Raw genomic sequence first — 20021 nt, 5'->3', positions numbered from 1 at the left:
CGTCACTTGCGCAGCAGGTGCTTCCAGCCGCGGCTCTGGAACACCGCCATGGCCTGATGCACACGGGCTTCGAGCACGTCGTCGCTGATTGGCAGGTTGGCCAGTTCGTGCAGCTTGTTCAGCTCGCCGAACAGGCGGTCCAGGTCGGGGCTTTCCAGCACCTGGCGGGCATGGTGCAGCCAGGCCAGCAGGCGCTCGATGCGCGGCAGCTGTTCGGCCAGGTCTTCAGGCTGGCGGTGGTACAGCGGCAGTTGCAGCGCGTTGGCTTCGTCCGACAGCAGCACCTTGAGCCAGTTGCCCAGTTGCGCAGCGCCCTGGCGGTCGCCACGCTTGTTGCGCTCGACGGTCCAGCCACGGGCCAGCAGCCAGCGCGAGGTGTCCAGCGAGAACTGGCCCCAGCGGGTGTCGAGCAGTTCTTCGGCGAACTGCTCGGGCGCCGCGCGGCGCACGTCTTCGTCGTCGTTGCCAGCCAGTACCAGCGGGCGCCAGTCCTCGAGCAGGGCGTCGAGGCTGGCACGCAGGGCGCTGGTGGTCGGGCGCGGCGCGGCCTGGCCCAGGCTGCCGAGCAGGGCGCGCAGTTCGGCCAGGCTCTGGACCCAGTCCTGCAGCAGGCGCCAGTGTCCGTTGAACAGGTACTGCTCGGCCAGGCGCTGGCTGCTGCCCAGCAGGTGCCAGGCCAGTGCCGCGAAGGCATCGTCCAGCGGCATCTCGGCGTTCAGTTCAGCAGGCGGCAGGCTCACGGCGAAGCTCGAGGGGTCGAGCAGGCGGTAGCCGCGTTCGGCCTTGCTGATGTCGCACGGCATCAGCGGCAGGCTGGCGGCCAGCTCGGCGGCCAGTTCCAGCAGTGCGGCCGGGTCGCCTTCACGCAGTTCCAGCTCCAGCTCGCAGATGGCTTCCTTCTGCTTGCCGGCCACTACATGGCCCAGGTCCAGCGCAGCCTCGATGACCACCTTGGCCTTGCCACGGCCCCAGGCGATTTCGGCGTATTCGCGGGTGAAGTCGGTGCTGAACAGCGGCTTGATGGTTTTCTTGTCCAGGTCGGCCAGCTCGGCCGGCCATACCTGCTCGTCGAGCTTCTTGAGGTCGAGCTTGGCCTTGGGCAGCTGCCATTCGTGCTCGTTGCGTACCGACAGCCCGGCGGTGCTGTGGCCACGGGCCTTGAGGGTCTGGATCACCACGTCGCCGTCACGGCGCAGGCGCAGGGCCACCTTGGCCGCGGCCAGGTCGCGTTCTGGGGTATCGAAATATTGATTGAGCAGCTCGCGCTGCTGCCAGCCGGACTTGTTGCGCTTCTTCAGCAACGGGTGTTCGCGCAGGGCAGCGAGGGTCTCGCGGCTGACCCGCAGTTTGAGTTCGGTTTCTTTGTTCATTGCTGGCAGGCTCGATGACTGGGTGCGTCTTGGCCGTGCAGTGTACAGGAGTCGGCCGCTGACGGTTTATTCCAGGTGCCCGATAGCCCTATGATGGGCCTCGTACCGAGGAGAATGCGCATGCCTTTGCCGCCGCTCAAAGACCAGTTCGCCGCCCTGATCGCCACGCCGTCGGTCAGTTGCACCCAGCCGAGCCTGGACCAGTCCAACCGCGCGGTGATCGACCTGCTGGCCACCTGGCTGGGTGACCTGGGTTTTGCCTGCGAGCTGCAGGAGGTGACGCCGGGCAAGTTCAACCTGCTGGCCAGCTACGGCAGCGGCCCCGGCGGCCTGGTGCTGGCCGGGCACAGCGACACGGTGCCCTATGACCCGCAGCTGTGGCAGACCGATCCGCTCAAGCTGACCGAGGTTGACGGGCGCTGGGTGGGCCTTGGCAGTTGCGACATGAAGGGCTTCTTCGCCCTGGTGATCGAAGCGGTACGCCCGCTGCTCGAGCAGCCGTTCAGGCAGCCGCTGCTGATCCTGGCCACCTGCGACGAGGAAAGTTCGATGTCCGGCGCCCGCGCCCTGGCCGATGCCGGCCGCCCGCTGGGCCGTGCAGCGGTGATCGGCGAGCCGACCGGGCTGCGCCCGATCCGCCTGCACAAGGGGGTGATGATGGAGCGCATCGATATCCTCGGGCGCAGCGGTCATTCGTCCGACCCGAGCCTGGGCCACAGCGCCTCGGAGGCGATGCATGCGGTGATGGGCGAGCTGATGGGCCTGCGCCGGCAATGGCAGCAGCAGTACAGCAACGCCCAGTTCAGCGTGCCGCAGCCGACCATGAACTTCGGCTGCATCCACGGTGGCGACAACCCCAACCGTATCTGCGGGCAGTGCGCACTGGAATTCGACCTGCGCCCACTGCCGGGGATGGACCCGGAAGTGCTGCGTGCGGCGATCCGCAGCAAGCTGGCGCCGCTGGCCGAACAGCACCAGGTGCAGATCGACTACGCGCCGCTGTTTCCCGAGGTGCCGCCGTTCGAGCAGGCCGCCGACGCCGAACTGGTGCGCGTGGCCGAGCGTCTTAGCGGGCATACGGCCGAGGCGGTGGCCTTTGGTACCGAGGCGCCTTACCTTCAACGTCTGGGCTGCGAAACCCTGGTGCTGGGCCCCGGCGACATCAGCTGTGCCCATCAGCCGGGCGAATACCTCGAAATGTCACGCCTGGAGCCTACCGTGCGTCTATTGCGTGAGCTGATCGGGCATTATTGCCTCAACCCGGTAATTGCCCGCTGATTTCAACCGTTTTTACCCAAGGAGAATGCGCGTGACGCCAGACCTGTTGCGACGATAACCCTTCGAGCGCTGTGTGCTTTTCCGTTCTTGTCCTTTTTCCACAGGTTTCTACAGGCTCTGGTTATGCCCGAATACGTCAATTGGCTGCGTCATGCTTCGCCTTACATCAATGCCCACCGCGACTGCACCTTCGTGGTCATGCTGCCCGGTGACGGGGTCGAGCACCCCAACTTCGGCAATATCGTCCACGACCTGGTGCTGCTGCACAGCCTGGGCGTGCGCCTGGTGCTGGTGCACGGTTCGCGCCCGCAGATCGAAAGCCGCCTGGCCGCCCGCGGCCTGAGCGCGCACTACCATCACGGCCTGCGCATCACCGATGCGGCCACCCTGGAATGCGTGATCGACGCGGTCGGCCACCTGCGCATCGCCATCGAGGCGCGCCTGTCGATGGACATGGCCGCCTCGCCGATGCAGGGTTCGCGCCTGCGCGTGGCCGCCGGCAACCTGGTCACGGCGCGCCCCATCGGCGTGCTCGAAGGCGTCGATTATCACCACACCGGCGAGGTGCGCCGGGTCGATCGCAAGGGCATCAATCGCCTGCTCGACGAGCGCTCCATCGTGCTGCTGTCGCCGCTGGGCTATTCGCCCACCGGCGAGATCTTCAACCTGGCCTGCGAAGACGTCGCCACCCGTGCGGCCATCGAGCTGGGGGCCGACAAGCTGCTGCTGTTCGGCGCCGAGCGCGGGCTGATGGATGAGAGCGGCAGGCTGGTGCGTGAGCTGCGCCCGCAGCAGGTGCCGGCGCATCTGCAGCGCCTGGGCTCGGACTATCAGGGCGAGCTGCTGGACGCGGCCGCCGAAGCCTGCCGTGGCGGTGTGGCGCGCAGCCACATCGTCAGCTATGCCGAGGACGGTGCGCTGCTCACCGAGCTGTTCACCCGTGACGGTGGCGGCACGCTGGTGGCTCAGGAACAGTTCGAGAAGGTGCGCGAGGCGGCCATCGAGGATGTCGGCGGCCTGCTGGACCTGATCAGCCCGCTGGAAGAGCAGGGCATCCTGGTGCGGCGTTCGCGCGAGGTGCTGGAGCGCGAGATCGAGCAGTTCAGTGTGGTGGAGCGCGAGGGGATGATCATTGCCTGCGCGGCGCTGTACCCGATCGCCGATTCGGAGGCGGGCGAGTTGGCGTGCCTGGCGGTGAACCCGGAATACCGGCATGGCGGGCGTGGCGACGAGTTGCTGGAGCGCATCGAGACGCGTGCGCGGGAGATGGGCTTGAAGACCTTGTTCGTGCTGACGACGCGCACGGCGCACTGGTTCCGCGAACGCGGCTTCGTGCCCAGCGAGGTGGAGCGGCTGCCTGCGGCGCGGGCTTCGCTGTACAACTACCAGCGCAATTCGAAGATCTTCGAGAAGGCGCTTTAAGGGCTTCGCCGGCAAGGCCGGCTCCTACACGGTCACATCGACCCTGTAGGAGCCGGCCTTGCCGGCGAATGGACCTTACACGGTGTGCAGGTACCAGTTGTACTCAAGGTCGGAGATGGAGTGTTCGAACTCCTCCAGCTCGCTTTCCTTGCAGGCCACGAAGATATCGATGTACTTCGGATCGATGTACTTGGCCATGATCTCGCTGTCGTCCAGCTCGCGCAGTGCATCCCGCAGGTTGTTCGGCAGGCTCTGCTCGTTCTGCTCGTAGGAGTTGCCCACCATCGCCGGGCCCGGTTCGACCTTGTTGGTCAGACCGTGGTGCACGCCCGCCAGTACGGCTGCCATCAGCAGGTACGGGTTGGCGTCGGCACCGGCCACACGGTGCTCCAGGCGCACGGCGTCCGGCGTGCCGGTCGGTACGCGCAAGGCCACGGTACGGTTGTCCAGGCCCCAGGTCGGGGAGTTGGGCACGTAGAACTGGGCACCAAAACGGCGGTACGAGTTGACGTTCGGGCACAGGAACGCCATCGACGCCGGCAGGGTCTCGAGCACACCGCCGATCGCGTGACGCAATGCGGCGTTCTGCTCGGGATCCTCGCTGGTAAAGATGTTCTTGCCATCCTTGTCCAGCACCGAGATATGCACGTGCAGACCATTGCCCGCCTGGCCAGGGTACGGCTTGGCCATGAAGGTGGTGTCCATCTCATGGTCGTAGGCGATGTTCTTGATCAGACGCTTGAGCAGTACCGCGTAGTCGCAGGCCTTGATCGGGTCGGCCACGTGGTGCAGGTTCACTTCGAACTGCGCCGGGGCACTTTCCTTGACGATGGCATCAGCCGGGATGCCTTGTTCCTTGGCACCTTCCAGAATGTCCTGCAGACAGTCGACGTACTCGTCGAGGTCGTCGATCAGGTACACCTGGGTGGAGATCGGACGCTTGCCCGAGATCGGCGAGCGCGGCGGCTGTGGACGGCCGTTCACGTTCTCCTGGTCGATCAGGTAGAACTCCAGCTCGAACGCGGCGCAGATGGTCAGGCCCAGGTCGTCGAACTTGCTCACCACCTGGCGCAGCACTTCACGCGGGTCGGCGAAGAACGGCTCGCCCTCGAGCTCGTGCATGGTCATCAGCAGCTGCGCGGTAGGGCGCTTCTGCCAGGGCTCGTTGGAGAGGGTGCCGGGGATGGGATAGCAGATACGGTCGGCATCGCCGATGTCCAGGCCCAGGCCGGTGCTTTCGACGGTGGAACCGTTGATGTCCAGGGCGAAGAGGGAGGCCGGCAGGTTGATGCCTTTCTCGTAAACCTTGTGCAGGCTCGTGCGTTCGATGCGCTTGCCACGCACCACACCATTCATATCTGCAATCAGAAGGTCAACGTAGAGAACCTCAGGATGTTCCTTAAGGAACGCGTTCGCTTCGTTAAGCTGAACGGCACGCGGGGGTACCGACATGATGCAACACCTTTGTTGTTAAAAATATCAATCAATGGGGGCTTGCAGGTTCAGTCAACGCGAAAGCCCTGCTGAAGTCAAGCCAGCCCCATCATGCCCTAAAACGGCGCTGAAGCGGCATTTTTGCTGCAAATGAGGGCGTCGACAAGGCCTGCTTTGGTAGCGAGACAGCGACTTTGAGCGGGCCGTATTCTATTTTTTACAGGGGTGTTGTGTAAAAAAATGAACAAGGCTAAGCTCGGTTGCAACCCATAACAGCAATAATACCGGGGGTTACATGTCTCGCCAGCCGACAATCGGCGTCACCGGCCGCACCGCGCGGATCGGTCTGCACGCCCGCCGCACCCACGGCAGATACCGCGTGGCCGTGCGCCGCCACCTGGCCGCAATAATTGACGGCCTGGGCTGCATGCCCGGTATCGCACCCTCTTCTGTAATCGACTGCCACCACTATAGCCGGCCAGGCGGCCCAGCGGGTATTGCCCTGCGCGTTCGCCCCGTGGCAGGTGCTTTGCTTTAGCGTCGTGCGGCATCCAGAATGAGCAGGACGGCCCAGCCTGGGCGTCCTGACGTCAGTCCAGACATTTACCTCCTGAGGTATTTATGAGTAACAACCTCGACCAGCTCACCGATTGGTTGAAAGAGCACAAGATCACCGAAGTCGAGTGTCTGATCAGCGACCTCACCGGTATCACGCGCGGCAAGATCTCCCCCACCAACAAGTTCATTGCCGAAAAGGGCATGCGCCTGCCCGAAAGTGTGCTGTTGCAGACGGTGACCGGCGACTACGTCGACGATGACATCTATTACGAGCTGCTCGATCCGGCCGACATCGACATGATCTGTCGCCCCGACGAGAACGCGGTATTCCTGGTGCCATGGGCCATCGAGCCCACCGCGCAGGTGATCCACGACACCTACGACAAGCAGGGAAACCCGGTCGAGCTGTCGCCGCGCAACGTGCTCAAGAAGGTCTTGAAGCTCTACGCCGACAAAGGCTGGCAGCCGATCGTGGCGCCGGAGATGGAGTTCTACCTGACCAAGCGCTGCGAGGACCCGGACTTCCCGCTGCAGCCGCCCATCGGTCGCTCCGGTCGCCCCGAAACCGGTCGCCAGTCGTTCTCCATCGAGGCCGCCAACGAATTCGACCCGCTGTTCGAGGACGTCTACGACTGGTGCGAACTGCAGCACCTGGACCTGGACACGCTGATCCACGAGGACGGCACCGCGCAGATGGAAATCAACTTCCGTCACGGCAACGCGCTGTCACTGGCCGACCAGATCCTGGTGTTCAAGCGCACCATGCGCGAGGCCGCGCTCAAGCACAACGTCGCCGCCACCTTCATGGCCAAGCCCATGACCGGCGAGCCGGGCAGCGCGATGCACCTGCACCAGAGCATCATCGACGTGAACACCGGCAAGAACATCTTCTCCAACGAAGACGGCAGCATGAGCCAGCTGTTCCTGCACCACGTCGGTGGCCTGCAGAAGTTCATCCCGTCGGTGCTGCCGCTGTTTGCCCCCAACGTCAACTCGTTCCGCCGCTTCCTGCCCGACACCTCGGCGCCGGTGAACGTGGAGTGGGGCGAGGAGAACCGCACCGTGGGCCTGCGCGTGCCGGATGCCGGCCCGCAGAACCGGCGTGTGGAAAACCGCCTGCCCGGCGCCGACGCCAACCCTTACCTGGCGATTGCCGCCAGCCTGTTGTGCGGCTACATCGGCATGGTCGAAGGCATCAACCCCAGCGCGCCGGTCAAGGGTCGCGGTTACGAGCGGCGCAACCTGCGCCTGCCGCTGACCATCGAGGACGCCCTTGAACGCATGGAGAACTGCAGCGCGCTGGAGCCGTACCTGGGCAAGAAATTCATCGCAGGCTACGTCGCCACCAAACGCGCCGAGCATGAAAATTTCAAACGCGTGATCAGCTCCTGGGAACGCGAGTTCCTGCTGTTCGCGGTCTGATAAACCCCGGGGCCGCAGGAGCGCGGCCGTCAGTCATCGGAGAAGCACATGAGCGTCAAGAACCCGCAAACCCGCGAGTGGCAAGACCTGAGTCGTGATCATCACCTGGCGCCGTTCAGCGACTACAAGCAGCTGAAGGAAAAAGGCCCGCGGATCATCACCAAGGCCAAGGGCGTGCACCTGTGGGACAGCGAGGGCAACAAGATCCTCGACGGCATGGCCGGGCTGTGGTGCGTGGCCGTCGGCTACGGCCGTGAAGAACTGGCCGAGGCGGCAGCCAGCCAGATGCGCGAGCTGCCGTACTACAACCTGTTCTTCCAGACCGCCCACCCGCCGGCGCTGGAGCTGGCCCGGGCGATCACCGAGGTGGCCCCTGCGGGCATGAGCCATGTGTTCTTCACCGGCTCCGGCTCCGAAGGCAATGACACCAACCTGCGCATGGTCCGCCATTACTGGGCGCTCAAGGGCAAGCCGCAGAAGCAGGTGATCATCGGTCGGGTCAACGGCTATCACGGCTCCACCGTGGCCGGCGCTGCCCTGGGCGGCATGAGCGGCATGCACGAGCAGGGCGGTACGCTGCCGGGCATCGTGCATATTGCGCAGCCGTACTGGTTCGGCGAAGGCGGCGACATGACCCCGGACGCGTTCGGCGTATGGGCCGCCGAGCAACTGGAGAAGAAGATCCTCGAAGTCGGCGAAGACAACGTGGCCGCCTTTATCGCCGAGCCGATCCAAGGTGCTGGCGGGGTGATCATCCCACCAGAAACCTACTGGCCGAAGATCAAGGAAATCCTCGCCAAGTACGAAATCCTGTTCATTGCCGATGAGGTGATCTGCGGTTTCGGTCGTACCGGCCAGTGGTTCGGTACCGACTACTACGGCCTCAAGCCCGACCTGATGACCATCGCCAAGGGCCTGACTTCGGGCTACATCCCCATGGGCGGCGTGATCGTGCGTGACGAAGTGGCGGCCGTGCTCAGCGAAGGCGGCGACTTCAACCACGGCTTCACCTATAGCGGCCACCCGGTGGCGGCAGCGGTGGCCCTGGAAAACCTGCGGATCCTGCGCGACGAGAAAATCATCGAGCGCGTTCAGGCAGAAACGGCACCGTATTTGCAGAAACGTCTGCGTGAGCTGAACGATCATCCGCTGGTGGGCGAGGTCCGTGGCCTGGGCATGCTTGGCGCGATCGAGCTGGTCAAGGACAAGGCGACCCGCACCCGTTACGAGGGCAAGGGCGTGGGCATGATCTGCCGCCAGTTCTGCTTCGACAACGGGCTGATCATGCGCGCCGTGGGCGACACCATGATCATCGCGCCGCCGCTGGTCATCACCTGCGAGGAGATCGACGAGCTGGTGGAAAAGGCACGCAAATGCCTGGACCTGACGCTCGAAGCGTTGAAGTGAGCAGGTGCTAGGCTCAGCCTTGGGTTGAATGGCGATCTGCGGCGCACTCTGGTTGAAACCGCGCCGTGGATCTTGCCAGACTAGCGACTGTTTCAGTCGCCCAGCGCTTGCGCCGAACGAGTCGGTCGCTGAACAGATGGTTTCTATAAAAAATTCTGGAGCATTACGCATGAAGAAAATGGGCAAGACGCTGTTGGCCGCTACCCTCGCGGGGTTGATGGCCGGTGCTGTTCAGGCGGACGACAAGGTGCTGCACGTCTACAACTGGTCCGACTACATTGCGCCGGACACCATCGCCAAGTTCGAGAAGCAGTCGGGCATCAAGGTGGTCTACGACGTGTTCGACAGCAACGAAACCCTGGAAGCCAAGCTGCTGGCCGGCAAGTCGGGCTACGACGTGGTGGTACCGTCCAACAACTTCCTGGCCAAGCAGATCAAGGCCGGTGTGTATCAGGAGCTGGACAAGTCCAAGCTGCCGAACTGGAAGAACCTCGACGAAGACCTGCTCAAGGCCGTGGGCGATGCCAGTGACCAGGGCAACAAGCATGCCTTCCCGTACATGTGGGGCAGCATCGGCATCGGCTACAACCCCGAGAAGGTCAAGGCCGCGCTGGGCGTCGACAAGATCGACTCGTGGGACGTGGTGTTCAAGCCGGAAAACATCGCCAAGCTCAAGAGCTGCGGCGTGAGTTTCCTCGACGCACCGACCGAAATGATCCCGGCGGCCCTGCATTACCTGGGCAAGCCGACCAACAGCAAGGACAAGGCAGACCTGAAGGCCGCCGAAGACCTGTTCCTGAGCATTCGCCCATCGGTGGCGTACTTCCATTCCTCCAAGTACATCTCGGACCTGGCCAACGGCAACATCTGCGTGGCCGTGGGTTACTCGGGTGACCTGGAGCAGTCCAAGGCCCGTGCCCACGAAGCGGGCGACAAGGTCAAGCTGGCCTACAGCATTCCGAAAGAAGGCGCCGGCACCTTCTATGACATGGTCGCGATTCCCAAGGACGCCACCAATGTCGAAGCAGCCTACAAGTTCATGGACTTCCTGATGCAGCCGGAAGTCATGGCCGAGATCACCAACGCCGTGCGCTTCCCGAACGGCAACAAGGCAGCCACCGCTCTGGTGGACAAGGACATCTCCGGCGACCCGAGCATCTACCCGTCGGATGAAGTGAAGAAGCACCTGTACGCGATCAGCGACCTGGATGCAGGCACCCTGCGCCTGATCACCCGCAGCTGGACCAAGATCAAATCGGGCAAATAAACCCGGTTTTTCCCGTCAGGCACTGAAAAACAGTGCCTGAACGGGGCTCGAGGGCAAATTCTTTTTGCTCGATGGGTGTATCGAAGGTAAGTTGCGCGCCGGTTTGCCGGTACCGCAGGCGTATCTGCCAAACGACTCGGGCACTTTTGTAGAGGACCTCCCACTTGTCTACTTCACATTTTCGCAAGGCCGTCCTGGCCACAGCGAGCCTGACGCTGGCGATCAGTGTCCAGGCGGCGCCCACGGTGCATATCTACAACTGGTCGGACTACATCGGCCAGACCACCCTTGCGGACTTCGAAAAGGAGACCGGCATCAAGCCGGTGCAGGACGTCTTCGATTCCAACGAAACCCTGGAAGGCAAGCTGCTGGCCGGTCGCACCGGCTATGACGTGGTGGTGCCGTCCAACCATTTCCTCGGCAAGCAGATCAAGGCGGGCGCGTTCCAGAAGCTCGACAAGACGCTGCTGCCCAACTATTCAAATCTCGACCCGGCCCTGATGAAGCGCCTGGAGAAGAACGACCCGGGCAACCAGTACGCGGTCCCCTACCTGTGGGGCACCAATGGCATCGGCTACAACGTCGAGAAGGTCAAGGCCGCGCTGGGCACCGACACCATCGATTCATGGGCCGTGCTGTTCGAGCCGGAAAACATCAAGAAGCTCTCCAAGTGCGGCGTGGCGTTCCTCGACTCGGCCGACGAGATGCTGCCGGCGGTGCTCAACTACATGGGACGCGACCCCAACAGCACCAACCCCAAGGACTACGCCGACGCCGAGAAGAAGCTGCTGGCCATACGGCCCTACGTGACCTACTTCCACTCGTCCAAGTACATCTCGGACCTGGCCAACGGCGACATCTGCGTGGCCGCCGGCTTCTCCGGCGACGTGTTCCAGGCCAAGTCCCGCGCCGAAGAGGCGGGCAAGGGCGTGGAAATCGCCTACGCGATCCCCAAGGAAGGCGGCAACCTCTGGTTCGACATGCTGGCGATTCCCAAGGACGCCAAGAACGTCAAAGAGGCCCACGCCTTCATCAACTATCTGCTCAAGCCTGAGGTCATCGCCCAGGTCAGCGATTACGTCGGTTACGCCAACCCGAACCCCAAGGCTGGCGAACTCATGGACCAGAGCGTGCGAACCGACGCAGCGGTTTACCCACCGCAAGAGGTGCTGGACAAGCTGTACGTCAACTCAGAGTTACCCCCCAAAGTGCAACGTTTGATGACCCGAAGCTGGACCAAGATCAAGTCGGGCAAGTAACTATCCAGGGCCCGTCACGGCAGGGGCGGGCACCAAAATCTTGTTGGGAGTTTCACACATGGCAGTTGCCTCCGGTGCCTATAAGAAAGCCCTAGAAGGCGATCAGCAACCTAAACAGGTGCTGGTCAAGATCGACCGGGTTACAAAGAAGTTCGACGAAACCGTAGCGGTGGACGATGTGTCCCTGGAGATCAAGAAGGGCGAGATCTTCGCGCTGCTCGGTGGCTCCGGCTCGGGCAAGTCCACCTTGCTGCGCATGCTGGCGGGGTTCGAGCGCCCGACCGAAGGGCGGATCTTCCTCGATGGCGTGGATATCACCGATATGCCGCCCTACGAGCGGCCGATCAACATGATGTTCCAGTCCTACGCGCTGTTCCCGCACATGAGCGTGGCCGACAACATCGCCTTCGGCCTCAAGCAGGACCGCATGAGCAAGGACGAGATCGAGGCGCGGGTGGCCGAGATGCTCAAGCTGGTGCACATGACCCAGTACGCCAAGCGCAAGCCGCACCAGCTCTCCGGTGGCCAGCGCCAGCGTGTGGCCCTGGCCCGTTCGCTGGCCAAGCGGCCCAAGCTGCTGCTGCTCGATGAGCCGATGGGCGCGCTGGACAAGAAACTGCGTTCGCAGATGCAGCTGGAACTGGTGGAGATCATCGAGCGCGTGGGCGTGACCTGCGTGATGGTGACCCACGACCAGGAAGAGGCCATGACCATGGCCCAGCGCATCGCGATCATGCACCTGGGCTGGATTGCCCAGATCGGCAGCCCCATCGATATCTACGAAACCCCCACCAGCCGCCTGGTGTGCGAGTTCATCGGCAACGTCAACCTGTTCGAAGGCGAAGTGGTCGAGGACGCCGAGGGCCACGCGCTGATCGCCAGCCCCGAGCTCGAGCGCAAGATCTACGTGGGCCACGGTGTGACCACCTCGGTCGAAGACAAGCGCATCACCTATGCGCTGCGTCCGGAAAAACTGCTGGTGACCACCGAGCAGCCGAGCTTCGAGTTCAACTGGTCCCACGGCAAGGTGCATGACATCGCCTACCTGGGTGGCCATTCGGTGTTCTACGTGGAGCTGCCAGGCGGCAAGATCGTGCAGTCATTCGTCGCCAACGCCGAGCGCCAGGGCACCCGGCCGACCTGGGATGACCAGGTCTACGTGTGGTGGGAAGACGACAGCGGCGTGGTCCTGCGGTCATGACAGCGCGCAAGCTCAAGCGAGCGTTTCAGCGATTGATACCCGAAGGGCGTCACCTGGTGATCGGGGTGCCGTTCCTGTGGCTGTTCCTGTTCTTCATGCTGCCGTTCTTCATCGTGCTGAAGATCAGCTTTGCCGAAGCCGACGTGGCGATCCCGCCGTACACCGAGATCTTCACCTACCTCGAAGACAAGGTGCAGCTGGTACTCAACCTGGCCAACTATGGCCTGTTGACCGAGGACGAGCTGTACATCGCGGCCTACCTGGGCTCGTTGAAGATGGCCCTGATCAGCACGATCCTGTGCCTGGCGATCGGCTACCCGATGGCCTACGCCATCGCCAACGCGCGCAAGGAAATGCAGACCGTGTTGCTGCTGCTGATCATGATGCCGACCTGGACGGCGATCCTGATCCGCGTGTATGCGTGGATGGGCATCCTCAGCAACAACGGGCTGCTCAATGCCTTCCTGATGTGGCTGGGGCTGATCGATCAGCCGCTGCAGATCCTCAACACCAACCTGGCGGTGTATATCGGCGTGGTCTATTCGTACCTGCCGTTCATGATCCTGCCGCTCTACGCCAACCTGGTCAAACACGACCAGAGCCTGCTGGAAGCGGCGTCCGACCTGGGTTCGAGCACCTTCAACAGCTTCTGGAAAATCACCGTGCCGCTGTCCAAGAACGGCATCGTGGCCGGCTGCATGCTGGTGTTCATCCCGGTGGTGGGCGAGTTCGTGATCCCCGAGCTGCTGGGCGGCCCGGAAACACTGATGATCGGCAAGGTGCTGTGGCAGGAATTCTTCAACAACCGTGACTGGCCGGTGGCATCCGCCCTGGCGGTGGTGATGCTGGCAATCCTGATCGTGCCCATCCTGCTGTTCAACCGCAGCCAGGCCAAAGAGATGGAGGGCAGGGCATGAAGCGTTTCAGTTTCTCCAAACTGATGTTGGTGGTAGGCCTGCTGTTCATCTACCTGCCCATGCTGATCCTGGTGATCTACTCGTTCAACGCCTCCAAGCTGGTGACGGTGTGGGGGGGCTGGTCGGTGAAGTGGTACGTGGGCCTGCTCGACAACACCCAGCTGATGGGCTCGGTGATGCGCTCGCTGGAGATCGCCTGCTACACCGCGGTGGCCGCGGTGGCGCTGGGTACCCTGGCGGCGTTCGTACTGACCCGTGTGACCCGCTTCAAGGGGCGCACGCTGTTCGGTGGCCTGGTCACCGCACCGCTGGTAATGCCTGAGGTGATCACCGGTCTGTCGCTGTTGCTGCTGTTCGTGGCCATGGCGCAGATGATCGGCTGGCCGCAGGAGCGCGGCATCGTCACCATCTGGATCGCTCACACCACGTTCTGCGCCGCCTATGTGGCGGTGGTGGTGTCGGCTCGCCTGCGCGAGCTGGACCTGTCCATCGAAGAGGCGGCCATGGACCTGGGCGCGCGGCCGTGGAAGGTGTTCTTCCTGATCACCATCCCGATGATCGCGCCGTCGCTGGCGGCGGGCGGCATGATGTCGTTCGCACTGTCGCTGGACGACCTGGTGCTGGCCAGCTTCGTGTCCGGGCCGGGTTCGACCACCTTGCCGATGGAAGTGTTCTCGGCGGTGCGCCTTGGCGTGAAGCCTGAGATCAACGCGGTGGCCAGCCTGATCCTGCTCAGCGTGTCGCTGGTGACCTTCATGGTCTGGTACTTCAGCCGCCGTGCCGAAGAGCGCCGCAGGCGCGCGATCCAGCAAGCCATCGAAGAAAGCGCCGCGGACTCGTGGAAGCAGCCGGACGTGCGCCGCGCCACTGCGGCGCAGGTCTCGGCCTGATCTGAAAAAGCCATCGCGGTTCACGCCCGCTCCCACAGGTTTTGCGAACACCGCAGACCCCTGTGGGAGCGGGCGTGACCCGCGATGGGCTGCACAGCAGCCCTAGGGCACCAGCCGCAACGTCCCCTCGGTCTCCCCCGCCAACCCCATCAGCGCCCGCTGATACCTTCCGTCGATATAGTCCTGCGCCTGATCGGCATAGTGCCTGTCGAACACCACGCCGCTCTGCCCGAGCGGGTTGATGCTCAGCGCCGTCCCCGCATCGGCGAAATCGATCACGCGCCGCGTCGATGGCCCGTAGGTCACCGGCCACGGTGCCGGGCCGATTCTGGACGACAGGTTGTTCGGTACCTCATGCGCGCCCGGCGCCGCGAATGGCCCCACGTTGAACAGCAGGTTCAGCGGCTTCTGCGCACCCAGCGGGTGCCCGTGGGTCAACGTGTGCGCCTTGCCCCACTGCCAGTTCGCCGGGTCCTTGCCCAGGGTGGTGCGCAGGTGCGCCAGGGTGTTGTCCCAGGCCAGCTTGACCACCGTTTCGCGGTCACTGTGCGCGTTGCTGCCCTTGCGCGCCCACCACTGCGAATCCACGTCCGCGGCCAGGCGCGGCAGCAAGGTATCCACCATGCGCGTCGACAGCAGCGTCTCGAACCATTCGTCACCGAGCTCGTCATGGGTGGCGGCGCGGGCGAATTCGTACAGCAGCTGGTTGAACAGCGTGGCGCTGGTCGATTCCACCGGGTAGTCGCCGCGCCACGCGGCCAGTTGCTCGACCAGCTCGCGCTCGTGTACGTCGGTGACCACCTGGCGCAGCACCGACAGCAGCGGTGTGAGCAGGTGCGGGCCATAGGCGGTGGCCGTGTCCAGCTGCAACGCCTGGCTGTTGTGCAGGTCCCACTTCACGCCGGGCGAGGCCAGGTTGTTGTTGAGCTGGCGGCCGCGGTCCGGCGGATTGTAGTAGCCGGGGATGACCATGCCGGTGGGCGACACCGGCTGGAAGTTGGCCGAGACGATGTAGCCCGCGGCGGGGTTCTCCTGCTGCGGGTTGGCGCTGAACGGGTAGAAGCCGAGCTTGTCGGCCTGGGCCGTGCTGCCGTCGAGAATGAACGCCGGGTTTACCCCGTCCGGGCGGATCGGCAACTGCGCTGCCGCCCACCAGCCGATGTCGCCCTGTGCGTTGGCCCATACCAGGTTGAGGCCGGGGGCGTGGATCTTGGCGGCGGCCGCACGCATCCTGTCCAGGGTGTTGGCGCGGTTGATGTCGTAGAAGGCCTCCAGGATCGGGTTCTCGGTTTCCAGGAATGCCCACCACATCGCGATCGGCGTGCCGTTTTCATGCCCACTGACGGCGGGGTTGATGATCGGCCCGTGCGGCGAGCGGCGCAGGGTGAGGGTGAGCGGGTCTTCCCCCTTGATCCGGACCTGCTGCTGGGTGGAGGTGAGGTCGTGCCACTGGCCGTGGATCTTCACCTGTTCGGGATTGTCCGGGTTGACCTGCTCGGCGATCAGGTCGAGGTCGTCGTTCTGGAACATGGTCAGGCTCCAGCCGAACTCGCGGTTGTGTCCCAGCGAGGCGAACGGGTTCAGCGCCTGGTGGTAGCCGTACAGGTGAAAGCCCGGCGCCGACAGTTCGGCCTCGTACCACACCGACGGCACCGAGAAGCGAATATGCGGGTCACCCGCCAGCAGCGGCTTGCCACTGGCGGTGAGCCTGCCGCTGACGGCCCAGGCGTTGCTGCCCTCGAATTGCGGCAGGCCCGCATCGCCCAGCGCCTGGTGGCTGACCTGGGCGATGCGGCCCAGCCTGCGCCAGTCGGCGGCAGCCAGGTGTGGCGGGGTCTGCACCGCGCCTTCGGGGTCCCAACCCAGGTCGAAGTCGCTGAGGTAGTACTTGCCCAGGTGATCGCGCACGTAGGTCAGCAGCGGCTCGGTACGAAACGCGGCGGCGAAGCTGTAGGCCATGAACCCTGCGATGCTCAGGGTGTCCTCGGCAGTGAACGGGCGCGGTGTGATGCCCAGCACATCGAACTCCACGGGCCTGGGGTGCGAGTCCTGCCAGGCGTTCACGCCCTCCAGGTAGGCTTGCAGGGCCAGCCAGGCCGGGGATTGCCTGTCCTGGCGGGCGACCATGCTGCGCGCCTGCTCGGCAATGCGCAGGCTGCGGAACAGGGTGTCGGTCTCCACCAGCTTGGGGCCCAGTACCTCGGCCAGTTCGCCATTGGCCAGGCGCCGGGTGATTTCCATCTGGAACAGGCGGTCCTGGGCGTGCACGTAGCCCAGTGCGCGGTACAGGTCGGTTTCGTTCTGCGCCTGGATGTGCGGTACGCCGCGCTGGTCGTAGCGCACGCTCACCGGCGCCTGCAGGCCGGCCACGGTGACTTCGCCGGTGCGTTGCGGCAACTTGCTGTGGGCATACCAGTAGCCGCCGCCGGCGACGGCGGCGATGAGCACCGCAAGAAGGGTAAGGCTGCGTTTCATCGGGGCTCCTTGTGCGAGGATCGTTCCTTGCCCTGGCCGGTCAGATGTTCGGCACAGGATAGACCCTGCAACTTAACCCATCCCAGGAAGCCACGGTCCGATGAACCTCAGTGAAAAGCAGAAAATGCTCGCCGGCCAGCTCTATCATGCCGGCTGTCCCGAGCTGCAGGCCGAGCAGATCGCCAACAAGCACTGGATGTACCGCTACAACCATTCCCCCGAACTGCTCAACGAGCAGCGTCATGCCCTGCTGGTCGAGCACTTCGCCAAGGTGGGGGCAGGCGCGGTGATCCGGCCGCCGTTTCATTGCGACTACGGCTACAACATCACGCTGGGCGCCAACGTGTTCGTCAACTTCAACTGCGTGATCCTCGACGTGGTGCAGGTGCACATCGGCGATGACTGCCAGATCGGCCCCGGTGTGCAGATCCTCACCGCCGACCATCCGCGCGATCCGGCCATCCGCCGTTCGGGGCTGGAGAGCGGGCGCCCGGTGAACATCGGCAGCAACGTGTGGATCGGTGCCGGTGCGCTGATTCTGCCAGGGGTGAGCATTGGTGATGATGCGATCATCGGCGCGGGCGCAGTGGTGACCCGCGATGTGCCGGCGGGGGCGACAGCGATGGGCAACCCGGCACGGGTACGCTAGCCGGCCCAGGGGCAATAGCAGCCCACCGCCAGGGTGTGGGTGGCGTTCACGCTGCGGCCCTGGGTGAGGGCCAGCAGAATGGGCTCGATGAAGCTGTTGCTCGAATTGCACGTGGCACCCTCGCTGTAGGGGCCGAAGTAGGCGAGCTGGCCGTTGCGGTCCCAGATCGCTACCGCAGGGCTTGCCGGCAGGTGCTCGGCGCCGGGCAGATCGGCCAGTGGCTTGAGCGCGCCGAGGGTGGCGGGCAGTTGGCCGTGGGTACCGGGCTTTTGCACCACGTAGAACTCCACGCCCTGGGCGGCGAAGTGCTCGGTCAGCTCGGCCAGGTGCTGCTGGTTGCCGACGTTGCAGGGGCAGGCCGGGTCCCAGAAGTGCACCAGGCGGACGGGGCCGGGGCCGGCGATGTCTTCCGGCAGGCGCAGAGTGTCGCCGGCGAACAGTGCGGTGTGGTTGTCGAAGGGGCGCAGGTAGCGGCCCTGGAAGCTGTCGTAGGCCCACCACAGGCCGGCGGCGCAGAGGAGCAGGGTGAGGCCGGTGAGCAGGTGGCGGGGCATCGGGGGTACCAATTCTGGAAAGGGGTGTATCTTTTCGCCGGCAAGGCCGGCGCCTACGGGCGAGGGGGCGGCACAGGCAACAAAAAAGTCCCCCAGCTTGCCACGCCGTTCGCAACAGATGAATATCACAGGTCAATCCTTTGCCCCGTTGTTGGTAACTTCCATGCCCGCGTCATTCCAGCCCGACTCCCTGCGTGCCAGCCTGCAACCGCTGGCCGCGCGTCAGCCGTTGTCGACCCAGGCGCAGGCGTACCGGCATTTCTACAGCCTGGACATCCCCGGCGTCGACAGCTGGCTGGGGCGTTTCGACACCGCAGGCTTCGAGCTGGTCGCCCAGGTCTGGCTGCCCGCCGCGCCTGTGGCGACGCTGGTACTGCTGCACGGTTTCTACGACCACATGGGCCTCTACCGCCACGCCATCGAATGGGCCCTGGCCCGGCAGTTCGCGGTCATCGCCTGCGACCTGCCGGGTCATGGGCTGTCCAGCGGCGAGCGCGCCAGCATCGATGACTTTGCGGTGTATCAGGACGTGCTGCAGGCGCTGTTCGAGCAGGGCCAGGCGCTGAACCTGCCGCAACCCTGGCACCTGTGCGGGCAGAGCACCGGCGGCGCCATCCTGGTCGACCACCTGCTGCACCACGGCGCGCACAGCCCGGCCCAGGGCCAGGTGATCCTGCTGGCGCCGCTGGTACGCCCGCGTGCGTGGCGCTGGTCGAAATTCAGCTATCAGGTGCTGCGCCACTTCGTCACCGGCATCGAGCGGCGCTTCAGCGAGAACAGCAACGACCCGACCTTTTTGCCGTTCCTGCAGGCCGACCCGCTGCAGCCGCGGCGCCTGCCCACCGCCTGGGTCGGGGCGCTGATGGCGTGGGTCAAACGTATCGAGGTGGCGCCATGCAGCCCGCGCCAGCCGCTGATCGTGCAGGGGCAGGCCGACATGACTGTGGACTGGCCGTACAACCTTGAGGTGCTCAAGGCCAAGTTCGCCGAACCGCAGATTCTGCTGATGCCCGAAGCCCGCCACCACCTGGTCAACGAACTGCCGGCAATACGCCGAGACTACTTTGCCTTCATCGGCCAGCGCCTGGGCTGATCACTGCAGGTCCGAGGTGCTCTGACCGACCGCCAGGCCAGCCCGGATTGCGGCCAGGGCGGCGGCATAGTACGCCTTGCCTTCGGGCGATTCGGCAAAGCTTGCAAAGGCGTCGAGTTCGGCATCCGACAGCCCGCGATACACATACAGCAGGGTGTTGTTCAGGTCGGCCTCGATCTGCTGCATCAGGCGCTGGCGCTGCCCGTCGAGCAGGCCCTGGGCCTGGCTGCCACCGAGCAGGCCGGGGATCATCTGGCTCAGGCTGTCGGCCGCCACCCCGGCAATCGCCAGGCTGACCTCGGCACCGGCCTCGCGGGCCGGCAGGGCCTGGGCCAGGTGGCCGATGATCAGCAGGCGGCTGTCGCTGGCCTCGATCTTGGGCAGGCCCTTGGCATTCTTGGCCAACTGGTCACGGCGGGTGGCCAGCAGCTCGGCCGCCACGATCTTGCGCCCCAGGGGGGATTGAAAAAACGCCAGCGCAGGCTTGGGGTCGCTGAGGTTGGCGCGCAACTGGGCTTCGGCGCGGCGGTCGACGGCGGTGGGTTCGAAACGCTGGTTGCTGTTGTTCACCAGGGCCTGGAAGACTGCAGGCGGCAGGCTGCTGCGATAGCGCTGCTGGGCGGCATCGAGGGCATCGGTGAAGTGGGCGCGCTGCTCCGGCCACCCGGCAACCTTGTACAGTTGGTCGTGGGTATCTGCCAGGACAGGCGTGGTGCAGATCATCAACAGCAGAAAAAACAAACGGCGCATTCAGGACTCCTGTCGGCAGGCCGCTATTGTCCGTGGCCTGGCGGGGCTTTGTCGAGACGCCAATGCACACTCTCG

The 20021-nt window shown here is 64.4% G+C and carries 16 protein-coding genes; 11 read left to right on the top strand and 5 right to left on the bottom strand.

The window, feature by feature from the left end; genetic code table 11:
• Nucleotides 1-2 precede the first annotated feature (2 nt).
• Nucleotides 3-1370: a CYTH domain-containing protein gene (locus NP552_RS14570; protein WP_274096857.1), complete on the bottom strand. Its 1368-nt coding sequence runs from the start codon at nucleotides 1368-1370 to the stop codon at nucleotides 3-5.
• Nucleotides 1371-1490: 120 nt separating this feature from the next.
• On the opposite strand from NP552_RS14570, the gene argE reads away from it, so the two are divergent.
• Together argE and argA are read left to right on the top strand one after the other, a co-directional pair.
• Nucleotides 1491-2648 carry an acetylornithine deacetylase gene (argE, locus tag NP552_RS14565; RefSeq protein ID WP_236176470.1) on the top strand — a complete coding sequence of 386 codons (1158 nt, stop codon included), beginning with the start codon at nucleotides 1491-1493 and terminating at the stop codon, nucleotides 2646-2648.
• 123 nt (nucleotides 2649-2771) lie between these two features.
• The gene (gene argA, locus NP552_RS14560; protein WP_043863422.1) at nucleotides 2772-4070 is read left to right on the top strand and encodes an amino-acid N-acetyltransferase; all 1299 of its coding nucleotides are present in this window, start codon (nucleotides 2772-2774) and stop codon (nucleotides 4068-4070) included.
• A 75-nt stretch (nucleotides 4071-4145) separates the two neighbouring features.
• Here argA and NP552_RS14555 read toward each other — a convergent pair whose 3' ends face one another.
• Nucleotides 4146-5522 (bottom strand): glutamine synthetase family protein, encoded by a 1377-nt coding sequence (locus tag NP552_RS14555; protein WP_043863423.1) that lies wholly within the window; start codon nucleotides 5520-5522, stop codon nucleotides 4146-4148.
• A gap of 603 nt (nucleotides 5523-6125) precedes the next feature.
• On the opposite strand from NP552_RS14555, the gene NP552_RS14550 reads away from it, so the two are divergent.
• The 7 genes from NP552_RS14550 to NP552_RS14520 all read left to right on the top strand — a co-directional run bounded on the left by NP552_RS14550 (nucleotide 6126) and on the right by NP552_RS14520 (nucleotide 14425).
• Nucleotides 6126-7484, top strand: coding sequence for a glutamine synthetase family protein (locus NP552_RS14550; RefSeq protein ID WP_043863424.1), 1359 nt, complete (start codon nucleotides 6126-6128; stop codon nucleotides 7482-7484).
• 48 nt (nucleotides 7485-7532) lie between these two features.
• Nucleotides 7533-8891 carry an aspartate aminotransferase family protein gene (locus NP552_RS14545; protein WP_043863425.1) on the top strand — a complete coding sequence of 453 codons (1359 nt, stop codon included), beginning with the start codon at nucleotides 7533-7535 and terminating at the stop codon, nucleotides 8889-8891.
• Nucleotides 8892-9060: 169 nt separating this feature from the next.
• Nucleotides 9061-10158 carry a polyamine ABC transporter substrate-binding protein gene (locus NP552_RS14540; protein ID WP_043863426.1) on the top strand — a complete coding sequence of 366 codons (1098 nt, stop codon included), beginning with the start codon at nucleotides 9061-9063 and terminating at the stop codon, nucleotides 10156-10158.
• A 164-nt stretch (nucleotides 10159-10322) separates the two neighbouring features.
• Nucleotides 10323-11417 carry a polyamine ABC transporter substrate-binding protein gene (locus NP552_RS14535; protein ID WP_043863427.1) on the top strand — a complete coding sequence of 365 codons (1095 nt, stop codon included), beginning with the start codon at nucleotides 10323-10325 and terminating at the stop codon, nucleotides 11415-11417.
• A gap of 58 nt (nucleotides 11418-11475) precedes the next feature.
• Entirely contained in the window at nucleotides 11476-12618 is a 1143-nt protein-coding gene (locus NP552_RS14530; protein ID WP_043863428.1) for an ABC transporter ATP-binding protein, read from the top strand.
• 35 nt (nucleotides 12619-12653) lie between these two features.
• Nucleotides 12654-13535 carry an ABC transporter permease subunit gene (locus NP552_RS14525; protein ID WP_173925095.1) on the top strand — a complete coding sequence of 294 codons (882 nt, stop codon included), beginning with the start codon at nucleotides 12654-12656 and terminating at the stop codon, nucleotides 13533-13535.
• Nucleotides 13532-14425, top strand: a complete 894-nt coding sequence (locus tag NP552_RS14520; protein WP_229588987.1) for an ABC transporter permease subunit — start codon at nucleotides 13532-13534, stop codon at nucleotides 14423-14425. Before NP552_RS14525 ends, NP552_RS14520 begins: the two co-directional genes overlap by 4 nt.
• 102 nt (nucleotides 14426-14527) lie before the next feature.
• On the opposite strand, the gene NP552_RS14515 is transcribed toward NP552_RS14520, so the two are convergent.
• On the bottom strand, nucleotides 14528-16900 hold the full coding sequence (locus tag NP552_RS14515; protein ID WP_088514627.1) for a penicillin acylase family protein: 2373 nt from the start codon (nucleotides 16898-16900) through the stop codon (nucleotides 14528-14530).
• A 100-nt stretch (nucleotides 16901-17000) separates the two neighbouring features.
• On the opposite strand from NP552_RS14515, the gene NP552_RS14510 reads away from it, so the two are divergent.
• Nucleotides 17001-17549 (top strand): sugar O-acetyltransferase, encoded by a 549-nt coding sequence (locus NP552_RS14510; protein ID WP_043863432.1) that lies wholly within the window; start codon nucleotides 17001-17003, stop codon nucleotides 17547-17549.
• Here the strand turns inward: NP552_RS14510 and NP552_RS14505 are convergent.
• On the bottom strand, nucleotides 17546-18103 hold the full coding sequence (locus tag NP552_RS14505; protein WP_043863433.1) for a DUF6436 domain-containing protein: 558 nt from the start codon (nucleotides 18101-18103) through the stop codon (nucleotides 17546-17548). The genes NP552_RS14510 and NP552_RS14505 overlap by 4 nt on opposite strands.
• 163 nt (nucleotides 18104-18266) lie before the next feature.
• Between NP552_RS14505 and NP552_RS14500 the strand changes: the two genes are divergently transcribed.
• Entirely contained in the window at nucleotides 18267-19196 is a 930-nt protein-coding gene (locus NP552_RS14500) for an alpha/beta hydrolase (protein WP_058541761.1), read from the top strand.
• Here NP552_RS14500 and NP552_RS14495 read toward each other — a convergent pair whose 3' ends face one another.
• Nucleotides 19197-19946, bottom strand: coding sequence for a DUF2059 domain-containing protein (locus NP552_RS14495; RefSeq protein ID WP_043863435.1), 750 nt, complete (start codon nucleotides 19944-19946; stop codon nucleotides 19197-19199).
• Between the last annotated feature and the right edge of the window lie 75 nt (nucleotides 19947-20021).

Source organism: Pseudomonas sp. 8209 (assembly GCF_028682105.1).
Classification (GTDB): domain Bacteria; phylum Pseudomonadota; class Gammaproteobacteria; order Pseudomonadales; family Pseudomonadaceae; genus Aquipseudomonas; species Aquipseudomonas palmensis.
The sequence above is the reverse complement of the archived record's forward strand: the minus strand, read 5'-3'. Positions and strand labels throughout refer to the sequence as shown.

Excerpts from the sequence above, each read along its gene's own strand:
- NP552_RS14505 (WP_043863433.1), bottom strand. The coding sequence starts at position 18,103 with ATGCCCCGCCACCTGCTCACCGGCCTCACCCTGCTCCTCTGCGCCGCC.
- NP552_RS14510 (WP_043863432.1), top strand. The coding sequence starts at position 17,001 with ATGAACCTCAGTGAAAAGCAGAAAATGCTCGCCGGCCAGCTCTATCAT.
- NP552_RS14500 (WP_058541761.1), top strand. The coding sequence starts at position 18,267 with ATGCCCGCGTCATTCCAGCCCGACTCCCTGCGTGCCAGCCTGCAACCG.
- NP552_RS14530 (WP_043863428.1), top strand. The coding sequence starts at position 11,476 with ATGGCAGTTGCCTCCGGTGCCTATAAGAAAGCCCTAGAAGGCGATCAG.
- NP552_RS14570 (WP_274096857.1), bottom strand. The coding sequence starts at position 1,370 with ATGAACAAAGAAACCGAACTCAAACTGCGGGTCAGCCGCGAGACCCTC.
- argE (WP_236176470.1), top strand. The coding sequence starts at position 1,491 with ATGCCTTTGCCGCCGCTCAAAGACCAGTTCGCCGCCCTGATCGCCACG.
- NP552_RS14520 (WP_229588987.1), top strand. The coding sequence starts at position 13,532 with ATGAAGCGTTTCAGTTTCTCCAAACTGATGTTGGTGGTAGGCCTGCTG.
- NP552_RS14555 (WP_043863423.1), bottom strand. The coding sequence starts at position 5,522 with ATGTCGGTACCCCCGCGTGCCGTTCAGCTTAACGAAGCGAACGCGTTC.
- NP552_RS14515 (WP_088514627.1), bottom strand. The coding sequence starts at position 16,900 with ATGAAACGCAGCCTTACCCTTCTTGCGGTGCTCATCGCCGCCGTCGCC.
- NP552_RS14495 (WP_043863435.1), bottom strand. The coding sequence starts at position 19,946 with ATGCGCCGTTTGTTTTTTCTGCTGTTGATGATCTGCACCACGCCTGTC.
- argA (WP_043863422.1), top strand. The coding sequence starts at position 2,772 with ATGCCCGAATACGTCAATTGGCTGCGTCATGCTTCGCCTTACATCAAT.
- NP552_RS14550 (WP_043863424.1), top strand. The coding sequence starts at position 6,126 with ATGAGTAACAACCTCGACCAGCTCACCGATTGGTTGAAAGAGCACAAG.
- NP552_RS14540 (WP_043863426.1), top strand. The coding sequence starts at position 9,061 with ATGAAGAAAATGGGCAAGACGCTGTTGGCCGCTACCCTCGCGGGGTTG.
- NP552_RS14545 (WP_043863425.1), top strand. The coding sequence starts at position 7,533 with ATGAGCGTCAAGAACCCGCAAACCCGCGAGTGGCAAGACCTGAGTCGT.